The organism is Nonomuraea sp. NPDC049725 (genome assembly GCF_040674795.1).
Taxonomy (GTDB): Bacteria; Actinomycetota; Actinomycetes; order Streptosporangiales; family Streptosporangiaceae; genus Nonomuraea; species Nonomuraea ceibae.
In genome coordinates, this window is record NZ_JBFANJ010000020.1 from 28,559 (window position 1) to 47,167 (window position 18,609).

The following is an 18,609-nucleotide window of genomic DNA, read 5'->3' on the forward strand; positions in this document are numbered from 1 at the left end:
GCACTATGAATTCTGAATACAAAATATCACATGGCTTTGGAACGACCCAGGAAGGAGGCCGGGAGTGGGGCTGACCCGAGTGCCGGGGCTGCTGTTCGGCGGCGACTACAACCCTGAGCAGTGGCCGGAGGAGGTCTGGGCCGAGGACGTGCGGCTCATGGCCGAGGCCGGGGTCACTATGGCGACCGTCGCCGTTTTCTCCTGGTCACGCCTGGAGCCGAGCCGGGGATCGTACGACTTCGGCTGGCTGGACCGGGTGCTCGACCTGCTGCACGAGCACGGAGTGGCCGCCGACCTGGCGACCGCCACCGCGACCCCGCCGCCGTGGCTGGTGCGTGAGCACCCCGAGGTCATGCCCGTCGACGCGCGGGGCGTGCGGCTGGAGTTCGGCTCCCGCCAGGGCTACTGCCCCAGCTCGCCGGTCTTCCGCGAGCACGCCGTACGGCTGGCGGCTGCGATGGCGGAGCGCTACGGCGACCACCCTGCGCTGGCGATGTGGCATGTCGGCAACGAGTACGCCGACCACACGCTCGAATGCTTCTGCCCCGAGTCCGCCCGCCACTTCCGCGCCTGGCTGCGCGAGCGCTACGGCGACGTCGGCGGGCTCAACGCGGCCTGGGGCACCTCCTGCTGGGGCCAGCACTACACCGCGATCGACCAGGTGGAGCCGCCGCGCCAGGCGCCCGGCCCGGTCAACCCGGCCCAGCTCCTCGACTGGCGGCGGTTCTGCAGCGACGCGCTGCTGGAGCTGTTCGCGGCCGAGCGCGACGTGCTGCGCGAGCGCACCCCCGGCGTCCCCGTCACCACGAACTTCATGAGCATCCTGCACGGCCTCGACTACTGGAAGTGGGCCGAGGCCGAGGACCTGGTGAGCGACGACGCCTACCCCGACCCGGCCGACCCGGACTCGCACGTGGCGGTGGCGCTCAGCTACGACCTGATGCGCTCGCTCAAGGGCCGGCCGTGGCTGCTGCTGGAGTCGGCGCCGTCGGCGGTGTCCTGGCGCGAGGTGAACGTCCCCAAACCGCCCGGCATGATGCGGCTGCACAGCCTTCAGGCGGTCGCGCACGGCGCCGACGGCGTGATGTTCTTCCAGTGGCGCCAGGCCCGCTACGGCCCGGAGAAGTTCCACTCGGCCCTCCTCCCCCACGGCGGCACCGGCACCCGGGGCTGGCGCGACACGCTGGCTCTCGGCGCCGACCTGCGCCGGCTGGCCGAGGTCGCGGGCACCGGCACGCCCGCCGAGGTGGCGCTCGTGCTCGGCTGGGACAGCTGGTGGGGCCTGGAGGCGCCGGAGTCGATGCCGTCGGCCCGGCTCAGGCTCAAGGAGCTGCTGCTGTCGTGGTACCGGCCGCTGCACGCCCGGGGCGTCGCCGTGGACCTGGTCCCGCCGGGCCGCGACCTGTCGGGCTACCGCGCCGTCATCGTGCCGAACCTCTACCTGTGCACGGACGAGCAGGCCAAGGCGCTCGCGACGGCCACCGGCGAGCTGGTCGTGGGCCCGTTCAGCGGCGTGGTCGACGAGGCCGACCAGGTGCACCCCGGCGGCCCGCCCGGCCCGCTGCGCGACCTGCTCGGCGTGGACGTCGAGGAGTTCTGGCCGCTGCCCGACGGCGTCACCCAGCGGGTGCGCCACGCGGACGGCGGCACGGGCCAGGCCCGCACCTGGGCGGAGTGGCTGCGCCCGCACGACGGCGCCGAGGTCCTGGCCCGTTACGAGGGCGGCGACCTGGACGGGCTGCCCGCCGTCGTCAGGAAGGGCTCGGTCACGTACGTGAGCTGCCTGCTCGACGACGTCACGCCGATCCTCGGCCGCGTCCTGCCGGGCGTGGCGTCGATCGACGTGCCGCCGGGCGTCGAGGCCGTCCGGCGCGAACGCCACCTGTTCCTGCTCAACCACACGACCACCCCGCGACGGGTCACGCTGCCGGAGCCCGGCACGGACCTGCTCACCCGGACCCGCATGCGCGGCGAGATCGAGCTCGCGCCGCGCGACGCCGTAGTGCTCAGGATCGAAGGAGACACGTGACGCACCCGTACATCCCGAACGCCGAACCCGGCGTGCGGGCCGAGATGCTCGCCGCGATCGGCGCGGCGAGCGTCGAGGAGTTCTACGCCGACATCCCCGCCGAGCTGCGCCTGAACCGGCCGCTCGACCTGCCCGCGCCGTTCGTCGCCGAGCAGGACCTGGTCCGTCACATGGAGGGCCTGCTCGGCCGCGACACCGGGACGGACCGGGCGCTGAGCTTCCTCGGCCACGGCTGCTACCCGCACTACGTGCCCGCGGTGTGCGACGAGGTCAACTCCAGGAGCGAGTTCCTCACCGCGTACGCGGGCGAGCCGTACGAGGACCACGGCCGCTTCCAGGCGCTGTTCGAGTACGTCAGCATGATGGGCGAGCTGCTGGAGATGGACGTCGTCAACGTCCCCACCTACGACGGCTTCCAGGCGGCGGGCACCGCGCTGCGCATGGCCTGCCGCTACACCGGGCGGTCGAAGGTGCTGGTCAGCGCCGCGATCACCGCCGACAAGCTGAGCAAGCTGCGTGACTTCCTCGCCCCGGACGTCGAGGTGACGCTCGCCCCGGTCGGCCGCGACGGCGAGATCGCGGTGCCCGGCCTCGACGGCTCGTACGCGGCGATCTACCTGGAGACGCCGAACGTCTACGGCGTCGTCGAGACGCGCGGGCGCGAGCTCGCCGACCTGGCGCACGCCCACGGCGCGCTGCTCGTGGTGGGCGCCGACCCGATCTCGCTCGGCGTGCTGGCGCCGCCCGCCTCGTACGGGGCCGACATCGTCTGCGGCGACATCCAGTCGCTGGGCATCCACCAGAACTACGGCGGCGGCCACGCCGGCTACATCGCCACCCATGACCACGAGCCGCTGGTGGCGGAGTTCCCGTCGCGGCTGTTCGGCATCGCGCCGACCAAGGTGCCGGGCGAGTACGGGTTCGGCGACGTCTTCTACGACCGCACCTCCTTCGCCCACCGCGAGGACGGCAAGGAGTGGGTGGGCACCGCCGCCGCGCTCTGGGGCATCACGGCCGGCGTCTACCTGGCGCTGATGGGCCCGCAGGGCATGCGGGAGGTCGGCGAGACCGTCCTGGCCCGCACCCGCTACGCCATGGACGCGCTGGCCCGGCACGTCACCGTGCTGCACCCCGGGGCCGTCCACTTCCGCGAGTTCGCCGTCGAGGTGCCCTCCAGCGCGGCCCTGCTCGCCGGGCTGCGCGAGCGCGGCATCTACGGCGGCGTCCCGCTCGACGGCACCACCGTCCTGGTCTGCGTGACCGAACGCCACTCCATCGCCGACATCGACCGGCTCGCCGCAGCCGTACAGGAGACGCTGTGAACCCCGCGGAGTCCTTCGCCAAGCTCCCCGTCGCCCCCAAGCCGCCGCTGCGCCGCTTCCACCAGGCGCGATGGGACGAGCCGATCATCTTCGAGCTGTCGTCGCCGGGCCGCCGCGGCGTCGCCGTGCCCGAGCCGGGCGCCCCGGCCGTCGAGCTGCCCGACGCGGTGCGCCGGGCGGAGCCGCCGAAGCTGCCCGAGATGTCGCAGCTGCACGTGCTGCGCCACTACCTGCGGCTGTCGCAGGAGAACCTGGGCGTGGACCTCAACATCGACGTCGGCCAGGGCACCTGCACGATGAAGTACAGCCCGAAGGTCAACGACCGCTTCGCCGGGATGGTGGCGGAGCTGCACCCGCTGCAGCCCGAGGAGACCGTGCAGGGCGTGCTGGAGGTCTACTGGCGGCTGGAGCGGATGCTGGCGGAGATCTCCGGGATGGCCCGGGTCTCGCTGCAGCCGGGGTCGGGGTCGGCGGCCATCTACGCCAACATCGCGATGATCCGCGCTTACCACGCCTCGCGCGGCGAGAGCCACCGCGACCAGGTCATCACCACGATGTTCTCGCACCCGTCGAACGCGGCCTGCGCCAAGACCGCCGGGTACGAGGTGATCACGCTGATGCCGGACGCCGAGGGGCTGCCCGACATCGAGGCGCTGCGCGCGGCCGTCGGCCCGCGCACCGCCGCCCTGATGATCACGAACCCGGAGGACACGGGCATCTTCAACCCGCGCATCCAGGAGTTCGTCGACCTGGTGCACGAGGCGGGCGGGCTGGCCTGCTACGACCAGGCGAACGCCAACGGCATCCTGGGCATCACCCGGGCCCGTGACGCCAGGTTCGACCTGTGCCACTTCAACCTGCACAAGACGTTCTCCACGCCGCACGCGTGCGGCGGGCCGGCGGCGGGGGCGTGCGGCGTCTCCGAGGAGCTGGCGCCGTTCCTGCCCGGCCCGGTGGTCGGCTTCGACGGCGAGACGTACCGGCTGGAGACGCCGGCCGCGTCGATCGGGAAGGTGCGGCCGTTCCTGGGCGTCACCCCGAACATCGTCCGCGCGTACGCGTGGATCATGGCGCTGGGCGCCGAGGGGCTGCGGCAGGTGGCCGAGACGGCGGTGCTCAACAACAACTACCTCATGCACCGCATCCTCGACATTCCCGGCGCTTCGGCGCCCTGGGGGCGGCGGCGGGTCGAGCAGGTGCGCTACTCGTGGCAGGAGCTCACCGAGGAGACCGGGGTGCACTCCGAGGAGATCGGCGTGCGGGCCGCCGACTTCGGCGTGCACTACTGGACGAGCCACCACCCGTACGTGGTGCCCGAGCCGTTCACGCTGGAGCCGACCGAGTCGTACTCCAAGGAGGACCTCGACGAGTACGCGGCCATCCTGGCGCACGTGGCGTCCGAGGCCCGCAGCGACCCGGCCTTCGTCAAGGAGGCCCCGTACAACCAGACCGTGCACAAGATCGACATGACGTCGCTCGACGACCCCGCGGAGTGGGCGCCCACCTGGCGCGCCTACGTGCGCAAGCACCTGGCATGACCGGGCAGCCGGCGATCGGGCTGGTCGTCAACCCGGTCGCCGGGCTGGGCGGCGCGGCCGGGCTCAAGGGCAGCGACGGCGCGGCGGCGCAGCGCGCGGCCCTGGCCAGGGGCGCGGTGCCCAGGGCGGCCGAGCGGGCGGCGCGGGCCGTGCGCGCCCTGCTGGCCCGCCGCCCCGGGGCCAGCCTGGTCACGGTGCCGGGCCCGATGGGCGAGCACGCCGTCCGCGCCGCCGGCGGCGCCTGCGCCCTCGTCCGGCCCGGCGGCGCGGACGCCCCGGCCGTGACCACGGCGGAGGACACGCGGCGGGCCGTGGCGGCGCTGGCCGGGGTGGACCTGCTGCTGTTCGCGGGCGGCGACGGCACCGCCAGGGACGTGCTGGACGCGCTGTGCGAGCTGGGCGACCAGGCGCCGCCCGTGCTCGGCGTGCCCGCCGGGGTCAAGGTCTACTCGGGCTGCTTCGCCGTCAGCCCCGCCACGGCGGGCCTGGTGGCGGCCGGGTTCCGGCCCGGCTCCACCGCCGAGGCCGAGGTCGTCGACCTGGACGAGGACGGCTACCGGCGCGGCCTGGTCGGGCCCCGCCTGTACGGGACCGTCCGCGTCCCGCGGGCCCGCACCGCCTTCTCCGGCCGCAAGACCGGCTCCTCCGGCACTCCCCCGGCCACGGTCGGCGCGATCGCCCGCGAGGTCGTGTCCCGGATGCGACCCGGCGTCCGGTACGTCCTCGGCCCCGGCGCCACCACCCGGGCGGTCGGCGACGAGCTGGGGCTGGCCACGACACTGCTCGGCGTGGACGTGGTAGGCGACGGCCGGCTGATCGCCGCCGACGTGCCGGAGGCCGAGCTGTTCGGCCTGGTCAGGCCGGGGAAGACGGTGGTGGTGCTGTCGGTGATCGGCGGGCAGGGGTTCGTCCTGGGCCGGGGCAACCAGCAGATCTCGCCCCGGGTGCTCAGGGCCTCCGGGGCCATGCTGCTCGTCCTGGCCACCCAGCCCAAGCTCGCCGCGCTGAACGGCCGCCCCCTGCTCGCCGACAGCGGCGACGAGGACCTCGACAGAACACTGAGCGGGCACGTCCGGGTGATCACCGGGCACCGCGAGAGCACGATCTACCGCCTCAGCGCGGCAAGTGAGGAGTACGACGGATGAACACGCTCGACGGCAAGGTCGCGATCGTCACGGGTAGCGCGTCCGGCATCGGCCGCGCCACGGCCCTGCTGTTCGCCCGCGAGGGCGCCCGCGTGGTGGTGGCCGACATCGACGGGCCCGGCGCGCAGGCGACGGCGGCGGCGATCGAGGAGGCGGGCGGCGCCGCCGTGGCGGTGCGCGCCGACGTGTCGGCCTCCGACGACTGCCGCGAGGTCGTCCGCACGGCCGTCGACACGTTCGGCGGCCTGCACGTGCTGTTCAACAACGCCGGGATCATCCGCCGCACCACGGCGCTCGACCTCGACGTGGAGGAGTGGGACCGGGTCATGGCGGTCAACGTCAGGTCCGTCTTCCTCATGTGCAAGCACGCCGTCCCGGCGATGACCGGCGGCGGCTCCATCGTGAACACCGGCTCCGGGTGGGGGCTCAAGGGCGGCGGCAACGCCATCTCCTACTGCGCCTCCAAGGCCGCCGTGGTGAACATGACCCGCGCCCTGGCCATCGACCACGCCGCGGCCGGCATCCGCGTCAACTCCGTCAATCCGGGCGACACCGACACGCCGATGCTGCGCGACGAGGCGCGCCAGCTCGGCGAGGACTGGACGGCCTTCCACGCCGACGCCGCCGACCGGCCGATGGGCCGCGCCGGCAGCCCCGACGAGATCGCCCAGGCCGTGCTCTTCCTGGCGAGCGACGCCGCCAGCTACGTCACCGGGTCCGCCCTCGTCGTCGACGGCGGCGGGCTCGCCTGACCTCCCCCCACCCCCCACGCACAACCCCCCGAAGGAGTCCACCATGAGGCGTGCCCTCGCAATCCTGGGCGTGCTCGCCCTCGCGACCACCGCGTGCAGCGGCAGCGGCGGCGGGAACGTCCCCGGCAGCGGCGACGGCCCTGTCACCGTCCGCTGGTCCACCTGGGGATCGGCCGAGGACCTGAAGCTGTACGAGGCGTTCACCCAGGACTTCCAGAAGCGCCACCCGAACATCCGGCTCAAGCTGGAGTCGGTCGCCAAGTACGAGGACTACCACCCCAAGCTGCTCACCCAGCTCACCAGCAAGACCGCGCCCGACGTGTTCTTCGTCGGCGACGACAACGTCGGCAAGTTCGTCGCCGCGGGCGTGCTCTCCCCGCTCAACGACAAGCTCGCCGGGCCCTCCTCCAAGAGCCGCCCGGACGACTTCTTCGAGGGCGTGTACGGCGGCGCGAAGAAGGACGGCCAGATCTACGGCGTCCCCAACGACACCAACCCCGAGGTGCTCTGGTACGACAAGAAGGCGCTCAAGGACGCCGGCATCGCCGAGGACCCCGCCGCCCTGCACGAGGCCGGCCAGTGGACGATGGACACGTACCTGGCCATGAACGCCAAGCTCAAGGCCGCGGGGAAGGCCGGGTCCATCTTCTGGAACTGGTACGGATCCACGTACTCGATGATCAACGGCTTCGGCGGGAAGGTGTGGGACGGCGGTAAGTTCGTCGCCGCCACCGACGCCAAGTCCGTGGAGGCGCTGCGCACGCTGGCCAAGGGCTACCAGGACAAGACGTTCCTCAGCGCCGACCTGCTGCCCGCCAGCAACGGCGCGAGCACGCAGTTCCTCAAGCACAAGGTGGGCTTCTACGCCGGCGGCCGGTGGATGATCGACTCGCTGAAGAAGGGCGGCGAGCTGGCCGACTACGACATCGTGCCGTTCCCCTCGCCCGACGGCAAGCCGATGCCGGGCGCCGTCGCCGCCTCCTACCTGTCGATCAACAAGGAGACGAAGCTGCCCGAGGAGGCGTTCACGTTCCTGACGGAGTTCGTCAGCAAGGAGGGCCAGCTCATCCGGCTCAAGAGCGGCGGCGCGGTGCCGTCGATCAAGGGCGCCGAGCAGATCGTGCTGGCCGACGGCTACCCGGCGCACGCGCAGACGTTCCTCGACGTGCGTGACACCGGGTTCGCGAACTACCCCGAGGAGGTGGCCGTGCCCGGTCTCACCGCCGCGATCAACGAGCACCTGATGAAGGTGTGGACCGGCAAGGTGCCCTTCGACCAGGGCATGACCGAGCTGGGCTCGCTCGTCGAGAGCAAGCTGGGCTAGCCGTGGCGCTCGACACCGGGGCCCGGACCGGGCCCCGCACCGGGAGCGCCCGCCCTGGGGCTCGCGCCGGCCGGGTGCGCCACCGTGACGGCTGGTGGGCCGCGTTCTTCCTGGCGCCGCAGGTCAGCGCGCTGGTCGTGTTCCTGGTCGGGCCGCTGTGCTTCGCCGTGGTGCTGGCGTTCATGCACTGGGACGGGCTCGGCCAGAAGGAGTGGGCGGGCCTGGCCAACTTCGCCGCCGTGCTCACCGACCCGCAGTTCGGCCGCGCGGTGTGGAACACCGTCAAGCTCGCGCTGCTCACCGTGCCCGCCGGGCTCGCCCTGGCGCTGCTGATCGCCGTCGCGCTCAACAACGTCCGGGGCAGCGGCTTCTACCGGGTGCTGTACTTCCTGCCGGTGGTCACCAGCTCGGTCGCCGTCGCGCTGATGTGGCAGATCATCCTCGCGGGCGACGAGTTCGGCGTGCTCAACACGAGCCTGCAGCAGTGGTTCGGCATCACCGCCCCCGACTGGCTGGGCAACCCGGACTGGGTGATCGTCGCCATCGCGGCGGTGACGATCTGGTCGTCGCTCGGCCTCAACGTGGTGATCTTCCTGGCCGGGCTGCAGACCATCCCGCCGCAGATCGTCGAGGCCGCCCGCATGGACGGCGCCGGCCCCGTGCGGATCTTCCGCTCCGTCACGCTGCCGCTGCTCTCGCCGACGATCTTCTTCTCCACCGTGGTCGCCGTGATCAGCTCGTTCCAGGCGTTCGACCAGATCTACGTGCTGGTCAACCCCCAGGACAACGACGGCGCGCGGACCATCGTCTACCAGGTGTACGAGCTGGGCTTCCGCGACTTCCAGTTCGGGCTGAGCAGTGCCGCCGCGCTGATCCTGCTGGTGCTGACGCTGCTCGTGACCCTCGTCCAGTTCGCGGCGCAGAAGCGCCTCGTCCACTACGACTCGTGAGGGGGCCCGCATGCGACCCCGGCAGATAGCCCTGCACGCCGCGCTCGCCGTCGGCGGCCTGGCGATGCTGTTCCCGTTCGTCTGGATGCTGCTGACGTCGTTCAAGGGCGTCCGCCAGATGCTGAACGACCCGCTGGCCTGGCTGCCCGACCCGTGGCGCTGGGCCAACTATCCCGACGCGCTCGGCGCCATGCCGTTCGGCCTCGCGTACTGGAACAGCTTCTACATCGCCGCGATCAACGTCACGCTGACGCTGCTCACCTCCGCCATGGCCGCCTACGCCTTCGCCCGGATCCGCTTCCGCGGGTCCGAGGTGCTGTTCGTGGTGTTCCTGGCCACCCAGATGGTGCCCTCGCAGGTGACGGTCGTGCCGCTCTACCTGATGCTGGCCGAGCTGGGGTGGATCGACTCCCACCTGTCGCTCATCGTGCCCACCGTCGCGAACCCGTTCGCGGTCTTCCTGCTGCGCCAGTTCATCCGGGCCGTCCCGGTGGAGCTGGAGGAGGCCGCCAGGATCGACGGCGCCGGGCGCTGGCGGTGCTTCTGGAACGTGGTGCTGCCGAACATCCGGCCCGGCCTGGGCGCGCTCGGCATCATCGCCTTCCTGGCGTCCTGGAACTCGTTCTTCTTCCCCCTGATCTTCCTGAACTCCCCCGAGCTGGCCACGGTGCCGCTGCTGCTGAGCCAGTTCTCCGGCCAGCGCATGGCCGTGGACTACGGGCTGATCCTGGCCGCCTCCGCGATCGCGGTGGTGCCCACGCTGATCGCCTTCCTGTTCGGGCAGCGCAGGATCATCAACTCGATGGCCGCGTCCGGGCTGGGAGGCCGCTGATGCTGGATCTGCGCGAGCGCCCGTTCACCGACCGGGGCTCCCGGCTGCTCGTGATGGCGGCGGACGACGGCTCCCTGTGGATCGCCAGGGCGCTGTACGAGACGCGGCTCGCCGACGCGACCGTCCTGACGGGGCTGCGGGTCCTGTCGGGCGATCGGGAGCTTCCGGTACGGCGCGCGCTGCCGGACCGGGTGGAGTTCGCGGGCGGGGTGACGATGGCGTTCGCCGGGCCGGACACGCTCGTCCTCACCGGCCGCGACGCCCGCGCCGTGTGGGACGGCGGCGAGGCCCCCATCGACGGAGTCCTCCCCCTCACCACCCCCAACCCCAACCCCAACCCCAACCCGGACGGTTCCACCTCGGACGGTTCCACCCCGGACGGTTCCACCCCGGACAACCCCACCACAGACGGCCCCACCCCGAACGGCCCCACCCCGGACGGTTCCTCCCCGGACGGGGCCTTCCCCGAGGGGCCGGGGTTGGATGGTGGGGCGGTGGTGGCGGCGGCCGGGGCGCGGTGGCGGGCGTGGTTCGACCGGATGCCCGCCGTGCCGCCCGGCCTGCGGGAACGGGCCGAGCAGGCGTGGTGGACGCTGGCGGTGAACCTGGTGCCGATCCGGGGCCGGGAATCCCTCATCCCCTCCAAGTACGGATATGTCGGCTTATGGAACTGGGATGCGTACTTCCACGCCATCGCCCTCCGCCACGCCGACCCCGCCCTGGCCAGGGAGCAGATCCGCATCCTGCTCGACAACCAGCGCCCCGACGGCCTGATCCCCGACGTGGTGCACGACCACGGCGTGCTGGCCGAGACCACCGACCTGCCCCGCTCCGACCTGGCCAGGCTCGCCCAGCACGTCGGCGGCCCGCCGGACCCCACGGTCGTCCCGGTCACCAAGCCGCCGCTCACCGCCTGGGCCGTGTGGAAGATCCACGAGGCCGACCCCGACCCCGCCTTCCTCGCGGAGGTGTTCGAGCCGCTCGCCCGCTCCCAGGAGTGGTGGTTCACCCGTTCGGACCCCGACGGCGACGGCCTGGCCGAGTACCTGCACCCGTACTCCTCCGGCCTCGACGACAGCCCGATCTGGGACCACGGCCCGCGCGCCGAGCCGCCCGACCTGAACTCCTACCTGGCGCTCCAGTACGACCGCCTCGGCGACATCGCCGCCGTGCTCGGCCGTGACCCGGGCCCGTGGCGGGAGAGGGCGCAGGCGCTGGTGGACCTCATGGTCGAGCGCCGGTGGAACGGCCGCCGCTTCGTCACCCGGGTGGGCGGGGGCGAGGTGGACGTGCGCACGCCGCTGGAGTTCATGCCGCTGCTCACCGGCAGGCTCCCCCGGGAGGTCGCGGACCGGCTGGTGGCGGACCTGACGTCGCCGTCGTTCTGGGGCGAGCGGCCGGTGCCGACCGTGGCGTTCGACGACCCGCGGTTCGACCCGGACGCGATGTGGCGCGGCCCGGTGTGGCTGAACGTCAACTACCTGCTCGTCGAGGGGCTGCACCGCTCCGGCTACCCGGACACGGCCGCCGAGCTGCGGGAGCGGACGCTGGCGATGGTCCGCGACGGCGGCGGGCTGTACGAGTACTGGAACCCGCGCACCGGCCGCCGCGCGGGCCGGGCGACCAGCGGCTTCGGCTGGTCGGCCGCCCTGTTCCTGGATCTCGCGCACACCGGCTGACCTCATGTTTCCGCCCGTCCACCGGGGTACCGGACGGGTGAGGACCTGGGAGGCCGGATGCGCTCGTCGATCTCGCTGGGCCGCATCGGCGGCGTCGCCGTCGGGCTGAACGTCAGCGTGCTGTTCATCGTCGCGATCCTGGTCGTCGGCCTGGCCTTCGGGAGCTTCCCCGCGCTGTTCCCGGGCCGGGCCACGGCGCTCTACCTGCTGGCGGCGCTGGCGGCGGCGGTGCTGTTCCTGGCGTCGCTGCTGGCGCACGAGCTCGCGCACGCGCTGGTGGCCCAGCGTCACGGCATCGAGGTGCCGAGGATCACGCTGTGGCTGCTCGGCGGCGTGGCCGAGCTGCGCGGCGAGCCCCGTACTCCGGGCGCCGACCTGAAGATCGCCGTGGTGGGGCCGCTGACCAGCCTGGCCTGCGGGATCGTCTGCGGCGCGGTGGCGATGCTGCTGTCCGGCGCGCCCCTGGCGGCGGGCGTCTTCCTCTACCTGGCCGGGCTGAACGTCCTCCTGGCCGTGTTCAACCTGATCCCGGCCGCGCCGCTGGACGGCGGCCGGGTGCTGCGCGCCGCGCTGTGGGCGCGCTCGGGCGACCGGACGCGCGCCGCGGTCACCGCCGCCCGCGCGGGCCGGGCGTTCGGGTACGCGCTCGTCGCGCTCGGGCTCTTCCAGGTCGTCACCGGCCTCGGCTTCCAGGGGCTGTGGCTGGCACTGATCGGCCTGTTCCTGGTCAACGCCGCCGGCGCGGAGGAGCGGCAGACCCAGGTGTCCTCGGCGCTGGGCGGCGTCCGCGTCGGCGACGTGATGACCGGGCCGCCCGTGGTCGCCCGTCCTGACGAGACCGTCGCAGGGCTGATCGAGCGCCTGGTCATGACGAGCCGCCTGTCCACGTACCCGCTCACGGACGAGCGCGGCGCCTTCCTGGGCCTGGTGACGCTCAACCGCATCCGGGACGTGCCGCCCGCCGCGCGGGAGACGACCCGGCTGAGCGACATCGCCTGTCCCGCCGGGGACGTGCCGAGCGCCCGCCCGGACGAGCCGCTGACCGGCCTGCTGTCGCGGATGGACGGCTGCGCCGACGGCCGGGCCGTGGTGCTGGACCCGTCGGGCCGGCTGATCGGCCTGCTCACGCCGACCGACATCAGCCGCGCCATCCAGACCGCCGGCCTCCGTCCCGGGCCCTGACGGCGCTCCCGGGATGTGACGCCCCCGTACGGCGAGGTCCTCGCGGCGGAGTGACCGCGCCCGCCGTCCTCTACAGGCTGTAGAGTGAGCGCGAAAATCGGATGAAAGTGGTGGGGGCGTGCTGCGCTGGTTCCGGATCGTGGCGGTGGCCGAGGCGTGCTCGTGGGCCGGGCTGCTCGTCGGGATGTTCTTCAAGTACGTGACCGAGACCGGCGAGCTCGGCGTGAAGGTGTTCGGGCCGATCCACGGTGCGCTGTTCGTGCTGTACGGGCTCGGCGTGATCCTGTCGGCGCGGGAGGCGGGCTGGAGCCGGGGCACGATCGTGCTCGGCCTGGCGTGCGCGGTGCCCCCGTTCACCTCGATCTGGTTCGAGCGGCGGATGGCGGCGCGCACGGAGGCCCGCCAGCTCGCCTGAGCGTTAACCGCGCTCTTACCACCGATCTGCGGGAATGCCACCATGCGAATTCTGGTGGCCGAGGACGAGCGGGTCCTGGCGGATCTCGTGGCCGAGGGGCTGCGCGGGCGGGCGATGACGGTCGACGTCGCCTACGACGGCGCGGACGCGCTGGAGCGGCTCGCGGCCGGCGCCTACGACGTGCTGGTCCTGGACCGCGACCTGCCCCGGCGGCACGGCGACGACATCTGCCAGGAGCTGGCCCAGCGCGGCGACCCGGTGCGCATCCTCATGCTGACCGCCTCGGGCACGGTGCACGACCGCGTCGCCGGCCTGAACCTGGGCGCCGACGACTACCTGCCCAAGCCGTTCGCCTTCGACGAGCTGGCGGCCCGGGTCGGCGCGCTCGCCCGGCGGTCCGGGCCGCCGCTGCCGCCGGTGCTGGAGCACGCCGGCATCACCCTGGACACCGGCGCCCGTGAGGCGTTCCGCGACGGCCGCCCGCTGGCGCTGTCGCGCAAGGAGTACGGGGTGCTGGAGGTGCTGATGCGGGCGCGCGGCACCGCCGTCAGCGCCGAGGAGCTGCTGGAACGCGCCTGGGACGAGCAGACGGACCCGTTCACCACGGTCGTGAAGGTGACGGTGAGCAAGCTGCGCGCCAAGCTGGGCCTGCCGCCGGTCATCGTCACCGTGCCGGGCGCCGGGTACCGCTTGTGAGAGGGCGGCGGATCCGGCCGCTGGGCCGCCTCTCGGTGCGGGCCCGGATGACGCTGCTCTACGGCGGGATCTTCACGGCCATCACGCTGGGGGCGCTGGTGGTGGCGCAGCGGCTCCAAGGGGACGCCGTCGGCAGGAACCTCCAGGACGTGGCGGTCCGGCGGAAGGTCGACGGGCCGTGCGAGCCGGGCGCCCCCTGCCTGGTCCCGCCCGGGGTGGAGACGTTCGTCCGGGCGGACGAGCTCGAACAGGAACTGGTGGACTCGCAGCGGATCATCACGCTCGTCACGTTCGTGGCGATCGCGCTGCTGGCGTTCGCGGTGTGCTGGTGGCTCACCGGGCGGCTGCTGCGCCCGCTGCACCGCATCACCGCCACCGCCCGCAGGCTGTCGCTGTCGACGCTGCACGAGCGCATCGCGCTGACCGGGCCGCAGGACGAGCTCAAGGAGCTGGCCGACACCTTCGACGCCATGCTCGACCGGCTGGAGCGCGCGGTGGCCGGGCAGCGCCGGTTCGTCGCCAACGCCTCGCACGAGCTGCGCACGCCGCTCGCCATCCAGCGCACCGCCGTCGAGGTCGGCCTGGCCGACCCCTCGCCGGAACGGCTGGCCTGGATCCGGGCCGAGCTGCTGCGCAACACCGAGCGGTCCGAGCGGCTCATCGACGGCCTGCTCGTGCTGGCCCAGGGCGAGCGCGGCCTCGACGCGCCCGCACCGGTGGACCTGGCGGCCGTGGTCGAGCAGGTCGTCGCGGAGCAGTCGCCGGCGGCGCGGGACAAGGACGTCACGGTCGCCGTCTCCGTCACCGGCGGCCCGGTCGTCGTGGCGGGCGACGAGGTGATGCTCACCCGGCTGGTGGCCAACCTGGTGGAGAACGCCGTCCGGCACAACCATCGGGGCGGGCGCGTCCTGGTCGAGCTGTCCCCGGCCGCCGGGCTGGTCGTCGGCAACACCGGCCCGCACGTCCCGCCGGGCCGGGTCGGCGAGCTGTTCGAGCCGTTCCGCAGGCTGGACCCGGACCGGACCGGCTCGGCGGGCGGGGCGGGGCTCGGGCTGTCGATCGTCGCCGCCATCACGGCCGCACACGGCGGCCGCGTGGAGGCCGTCCCGAACCCGGACGGCGGCCTCCGCGTCACCGTGGCCCTCCCCCTGTCCAGCTGATCGGATACGGCCCCGGGAATGATCGGCGAGCCGCCGCCGTTGTACAGAACAGCCGGGTCAGTTCCGTGTATGTGGTTTGCCCCGCACGCCTTCGGGTGAGCGGCTGTTTCTTCTTGAGAGATGGTGCGGTCGCAGCAAAGACAACCCCGGCCGGCGATCCGCGATCCCGCGGGTCACCCATCTCTGACGAGGAGACATCGCAATGGCACAGGGCACTGTGAAGTGGTTCAACGCTGACAAGGGCTTCGGCTTCATCGCCGTCGACGGCGGCGGCGCGGACGTGTTCGTCCACTTCTCCGAGATCCAGTCGGGCGGCTTCCGCAGCCTGGAGGAGAACCAGCGCGTCGAGTTCGACATCAGCCAGGGCGCCAAGGGCCCCCAGGCCGTCGGCGTGACCGTTCTCTGATCCGCAGAACGTGAAGACAGCCCCTCGTCCTCCGGGACGGGGGGCTGTCGCCGTCTCTACTGGGCGGCGCTGACGCCGAAGGCCGTCCAGCCCAGGTCGGGGAACCCGGCCGCGGCGGCGACCGCCGCGGAGGCCAGGTTGCCGGGCGCGTGCATGTACGTGGGCACGGCCCCCTCGTCGAGCACCCGGCGCGCCGCCTGGGCGACGAGCCGCCGGGCGAGCCCGCGCCCCTGCGCCCGGGGCTCGGTCACCACGGCCAGCTCGCGCCCGTGGTCGTCATGCCGTTTGACGCCCACGCCGGCCAGGTGCGCGCCCGTGCGCGGGTCGCGCGCCACCAGCACCTCGCCGCCGAAGGGCCGCAGCCACTCGGGCACCTCCGGATCGGTGGCGGGCACCCACACCCCGGCGTCGGGCAGCGGCGCGGGCCGGGCCGTCCAGCGGTAGACGGCGGTGAACCAGGCGCGGGCGGGCGACCCGAGCAGCGCGGGGACCCGCGGCCCGAAGCCGCCGGGGTCGTCGGCGTGCAGCTTCGCGATTTCCTCGGCGTGCTCGGGCAGCACCGAGAGCACGGCCCCGCCGGGACCGCCGACCCCGAGCACGGGATGGATCGCGCCGTCCCACGCGGGCAGCGCGCGGCCGGGATGGGCGACGACGTCCAGCGGCCCGCCGGGCGGCCAGGCTCCGAGCCACCGGGTCAGATGCTCGTGCAGCCTTCGCTCAGGAGTCATGCCCGGATCCTATACCCTCCGGGGGTAACGAGAGCGCACGCTCCCACAGCATCACCACCGCCCTGACGTGGCCGGGGCCGTCCGGCGGGTCGAGCAGCGCGCCGTGCAACTGGGCCTCGATGCCCTGGACGGCCAGCAGCGCGTTCAGCTCGGGATCGGGGCCACCGGCTCCCAGGCGGCGCAGCTCGGCCGCCAGCGCGCGGGCGATCCGGCGCTCGGCGTCCCGGAAGCGGGCGACCAGGCCGGGCGTGCGGGGGACGTGGTCGTACAGCAGCCGGTGCAGGTCCGGCCGGTCGGTGTGCAGGGCGGCCACGCCCTCCACCAGGTCGGTGAGCAGGGCGGACAGGGACGGCCGCCGCCCCTGCGCGCCGGCGAAGACCTGCGCGACCCGGTCGGCGCTCTCGGCGAGGTAGTGCTCGGCCAGCGCCACCAGCAGCGCGTCCTTGTTCGGGAAGTACTGGTACAGCGACCCGATGGACACCCCGGCGCGTTCGGCGATCTTGTTCGTGGTGGCGCCGGCGTAGCCGTGCCTCTGGAAAAGCTGAGCCGCCGCCTCCAGGATCGCCGCGACCGTCTCCCTGGAGCGCTGCTGGCGTGGCTGTTTACGGGGTGTGAGCACGACCCTCCTATGCGAGTACCGAAAACTGAGAATAGCTCGCATTATTGGAGGCGTCTCGCTCTCCCCCTCGTGAACGGAGCCCCCTCTGTGCTGCCCGAACTCCTCGCCTACGGCGCCCGGGTGCTGCCCGGCCTGCTCCTGATCGGCGGCTGTTACGCGCTGGCGCGCGGCGAGCGCGACCCGCTCGCGCGCGTCATGGCGCTCGTGCTCGCCTTCGTCCTGATCAGGGACGCGATGACGCCGCTCGGGTTCTGGCGGATCGGCGCGGCGGGGGCGGTCCCGTGGCTGCGCTTCACCGACCAGGCGGGCGTCCTGGTGGTGTTCGGGCTGGGCACGGTGGCGGCGACGGTCGCGGTGCTGCGCCTGGACGCGGGGCTGCGGTCGCTGGTGCGCTGGGGGCGCTTCGGCCCCGGCACGGTCGTGTGGGGCGCGGGCGGCGGCGTGCTGGCCGCCGCGCCGGTGCTGCTGCTGTCGCTGACCACGCCCCTGGACGGGCGCGGCGGCGCGGTCGCGGTCGCGCTGCTGCCGGTGCTGCTGCTGTTCAGCCTGGCGGGCAACCTCGCCGAGGAGGTGCTGTTCCGCGGCTTCCTCCAGGGACGGTTCGAACAGCGCCTGGACGCCACCCGCGCCGCCCTGCTGTCGGCGCTGCTGTTCGCCGCCTGCCACGCCTTCCTCGCCTCGACGGTCACCGACGCCGGCTGGCCGCTGCTGGCCTTCACCCTGTACGAAGGGCTGATCTGCGCGTTCCTGCGCGTGCGCCACGGGGTCACCGCCGCCGCGCTCGCCCACGGGATCGCGATCTTCCTGCTGGCCGCCGGGCTGGTGTGATCGGCCGCCCCATGTGATCGGCTAGTCCGGTTCGGTCGCGGCCAGGAGCCGGGCGGCGAAGGCACGGCAGCCCGCGGTGAACTCCGGGCCCGCGGTGATCCGGAAGTCGGCGTCCAGGAAGGCGAGGTTGAGGATCAGCCACTGCCAGGAGTCCAGCGCGAGGCTGACGCCGGTCCGCCCGTCGTCCAGCGCGCGGACCTCGGCGTCCTGGAACTTCAGCGCGTCGAGCACCGCGGCGGCCGGGGCATCGACCAGGACGCCGACGTCCTGCTTGTCCCGGTTGATCCCCTGCCGCAGGTAGTCGGTGGCCGACTCGGCGGGCAGCGGGCGCGGCTCGTAGCGGTCGCCGGTGCCGGTCGCGCCGGTGACCCGGTCGAGGCGGAACACCCGCCAGTCGCCGCGCCCGAGGTCCCAGCCGAGCACGTACCAGCGCAGCAGGTGGTGGATCTGCCGGTACGGCTCCACCCGCCGCTCGCTCCGGCCGCCGCGCGCGTCCGTGTAGGCGAACGACAGGACCTCGCGGCGCGCGATCGCGTCGGCGACCAGCGCGAGCTGCTGGGCGGGCACGCTCGGCGCGCGTTGCGGGCTCGTCTCCAGGCTGGCCCGCACCGCCGCGACGCGCGGGCGCAGCCGGGCGGGCAGGAACTGGTCCAGCTTGCCGTACGCGCGGGTCGCGGCGTCGTCGATCCCGCCCTCGGCCGCAGCCCCGACGGCGGCGAGCGAGGCGAGCGCCAGCAGCGTGGCCACCGCCTCGTCGTCGTCGAGGACGAGCGGCGGCATCGTGCGCCCGGCCGCGAGCCGGTAGTAGCCGCCGGGCCCCGGCTGGGTCTCAACGGGGTAGCCGTAGCCGCGCAGCCGGTCGACGTCGCGGCGCAGCGTGCGCGGGCTGACGCCGAGCCGCCGGGCCAGCTCCTCCCCGCCGAACGGCCGCCCGGTCTGCAGCGTCGACAGCAGGGCCAGCATGCGCTCGGTGACGTCCGCCATGCCTCGATCCTGCCATCGGA

General features: G+C 73.3%; 18 protein-coding genes. 15 read left to right on the forward strand and 3 right to left on the reverse strand.

What is annotated here, in order from left to right; all coding sequences use genetic code 11:
* Positions 1 to 64: 64 nt before the first annotated feature.
* The 14 genes from AB0J53_RS37710 (at position 65) to AB0J53_RS37775 (ending at position 15,430) form a co-directional block, all read left to right on the forward strand.
* Complete coding sequence (locus AB0J53_RS37710; protein WP_364181246.1) at positions 65 to 2,029, forward strand: beta-galactosidase; 1,965 nt, start codon at positions 65 to 67, stop codon at positions 2,027 to 2,029.
* A complete protein-coding gene (gcvPA, locus tag AB0J53_RS37715) occupies positions 2,026 to 3,351 on the forward strand; it encodes an aminomethyl-transferring glycine dehydrogenase subunit GcvPA (RefSeq protein ID WP_219514270.1) in 1,326 nt (441 codons plus the stop codon). Before AB0J53_RS37710 ends, gcvPA begins: the two co-directional genes overlap by 4 nt.
* Complete coding sequence (gene gcvPB / locus AB0J53_RS37720; RefSeq protein ID WP_364181250.1) at positions 3,348 to 4,889, forward strand: aminomethyl-transferring glycine dehydrogenase subunit GcvPB; 1,542 nt, start codon at positions 3,348 to 3,350, stop codon at positions 4,887 to 4,889. Before gcvPA ends, gcvPB begins: the two co-directional genes overlap by 4 nt.
* Entirely contained in the window at positions 4,886 to 6,034 is a 1,149-nt protein-coding gene (locus AB0J53_RS37725; protein ID WP_364181253.1) for an NAD(+)/NADH kinase, read from the forward strand. Before gcvPB ends, AB0J53_RS37725 begins: the two co-directional genes overlap by 4 nt.
* Complete coding sequence (locus AB0J53_RS37730) at positions 6,031 to 6,786, forward strand: SDR family NAD(P)-dependent oxidoreductase (RefSeq protein ID WP_364181256.1); 756 nt, start codon at positions 6,031 to 6,033, stop codon at positions 6,784 to 6,786. Before AB0J53_RS37725 ends, AB0J53_RS37730 begins: the two co-directional genes overlap by 4 nt.
* 43 nt (positions 6,787 to 6,829) lie before the next feature.
* Positions 6,830 to 8,110 carry a sugar ABC transporter substrate-binding protein gene (locus AB0J53_RS37735; RefSeq protein WP_364181258.1) on the forward strand — a complete coding sequence of 427 codons (1,281 nt, stop codon included), beginning with the start codon at positions 6,830 to 6,832 and terminating at the stop codon, positions 8,108 to 8,110.
* A gap of 2 nt (positions 8,111 to 8,112) precedes the next feature.
* Positions 8,113 to 9,060, forward strand: a complete 948-nt coding sequence (locus AB0J53_RS37740; protein ID WP_364181261.1) for a sugar ABC transporter permease — start codon at positions 8,113 to 8,115, stop codon at positions 9,058 to 9,060.
* A gap of 10 nt (positions 9,061 to 9,070) precedes the next feature.
* Positions 9,071 to 9,892: a carbohydrate ABC transporter permease gene (locus AB0J53_RS37745; RefSeq protein WP_357592334.1), complete on the forward strand. Its 822-nt coding sequence runs from the start codon at positions 9,071 to 9,073 to the stop codon at positions 9,890 to 9,892.
* Positions 9,892 to 11,571: a glycogen debranching protein gene (locus tag AB0J53_RS37750; protein WP_364181265.1), complete on the forward strand. Its 1,680-nt coding sequence runs from the start codon at positions 9,892 to 9,894 to the stop codon at positions 11,569 to 11,571. The genes AB0J53_RS37745 and AB0J53_RS37750 overlap by 1 nt, the downstream gene beginning before the upstream one ends.
* Positions 11,572 to 11,628: 57 nt before the next feature.
* Positions 11,629 to 12,753 (forward strand): site-2 protease family protein, encoded by a 1,125-nt coding sequence (locus AB0J53_RS37755; RefSeq protein ID WP_364181268.1) that lies wholly within the window; start codon positions 11,629 to 11,631, stop codon positions 12,751 to 12,753.
* A 118-nt stretch (positions 12,754 to 12,871) separates the two neighbouring features.
* Positions 12,872 to 13,168: a DUF3817 domain-containing protein gene (locus AB0J53_RS37760; protein ID WP_364181270.1), complete on the forward strand. Its 297-nt coding sequence runs from the start codon at positions 12,872 to 12,874 to the stop codon at positions 13,166 to 13,168.
* A 42-nt stretch (positions 13,169 to 13,210) separates the two neighbouring features.
* On the forward strand, positions 13,211 to 13,864 hold the full coding sequence (locus AB0J53_RS37765) for a response regulator transcription factor (protein WP_219510678.1): 654 nt from the start codon (positions 13,211 to 13,213) through the stop codon (positions 13,862 to 13,864).
* Positions 13,861 to 15,024: an ATP-binding protein gene (locus AB0J53_RS37770; RefSeq protein WP_364181274.1), complete on the forward strand. Its 1,164-nt coding sequence runs from the start codon at positions 13,861 to 13,863 to the stop codon at positions 15,022 to 15,024. The genes AB0J53_RS37765 and AB0J53_RS37770 overlap by 4 nt, the downstream gene beginning before the upstream one ends.
* Positions 15,025 to 15,226: 202 nt before the next feature.
* Complete coding sequence (locus AB0J53_RS37775; protein ID WP_049565464.1) at positions 15,227 to 15,430, forward strand: cold-shock protein; 204 nt, start codon at positions 15,227 to 15,229, stop codon at positions 15,428 to 15,430.
* A gap of 56 nt (positions 15,431 to 15,486) precedes the next feature.
* On the opposite strand, the gene AB0J53_RS37780 is transcribed toward AB0J53_RS37775, so the two are convergent.
* Together AB0J53_RS37780 and AB0J53_RS37785 are read right to left on the reverse strand one after the other, a co-directional pair.
* Positions 15,487 to 16,158 carry a GNAT family N-acetyltransferase gene (locus AB0J53_RS37780; RefSeq protein WP_364181279.1) on the reverse strand — a complete coding sequence of 224 codons (672 nt, stop codon included), beginning with the start codon at positions 16,156 to 16,158 and terminating at the stop codon, positions 15,487 to 15,489.
* The gene (locus tag AB0J53_RS37785; protein ID WP_364181282.1) at positions 16,148 to 16,777 is read right to left on the reverse strand and encodes a TetR/AcrR family transcriptional regulator; all 630 of its coding nucleotides are present in this window, start codon (positions 16,775 to 16,777) and stop codon (positions 16,148 to 16,150) included. Before AB0J53_RS37785 ends, AB0J53_RS37780 begins: the two co-directional genes overlap by 11 nt.
* An 87-nt stretch (positions 16,778 to 16,864) precedes the next feature.
* Here AB0J53_RS37785 and AB0J53_RS37790 point away from each other — a divergent pair, with 87 nt between their 5' ends.
* Positions 16,865 to 17,605: a CPBP family glutamic-type intramembrane protease gene (locus tag AB0J53_RS37790; protein ID WP_364181285.1), complete on the forward strand. Its 741-nt coding sequence runs from the start codon at positions 16,865 to 16,867 to the stop codon at positions 17,603 to 17,605.
* 21 nt (positions 17,606 to 17,626) lie between these two features.
* Here AB0J53_RS37790 and AB0J53_RS37795 read toward each other — a convergent pair whose 3' ends face one another.
* Positions 17,627 to 18,589 (reverse strand): WYL domain-containing protein, encoded by a 963-nt coding sequence (locus tag AB0J53_RS37795; RefSeq protein WP_364181288.1) that lies wholly within the window; start codon positions 18,587 to 18,589, stop codon positions 17,627 to 17,629.
* Positions 18,590 to 18,609: the final 20 nt, after the last annotated feature.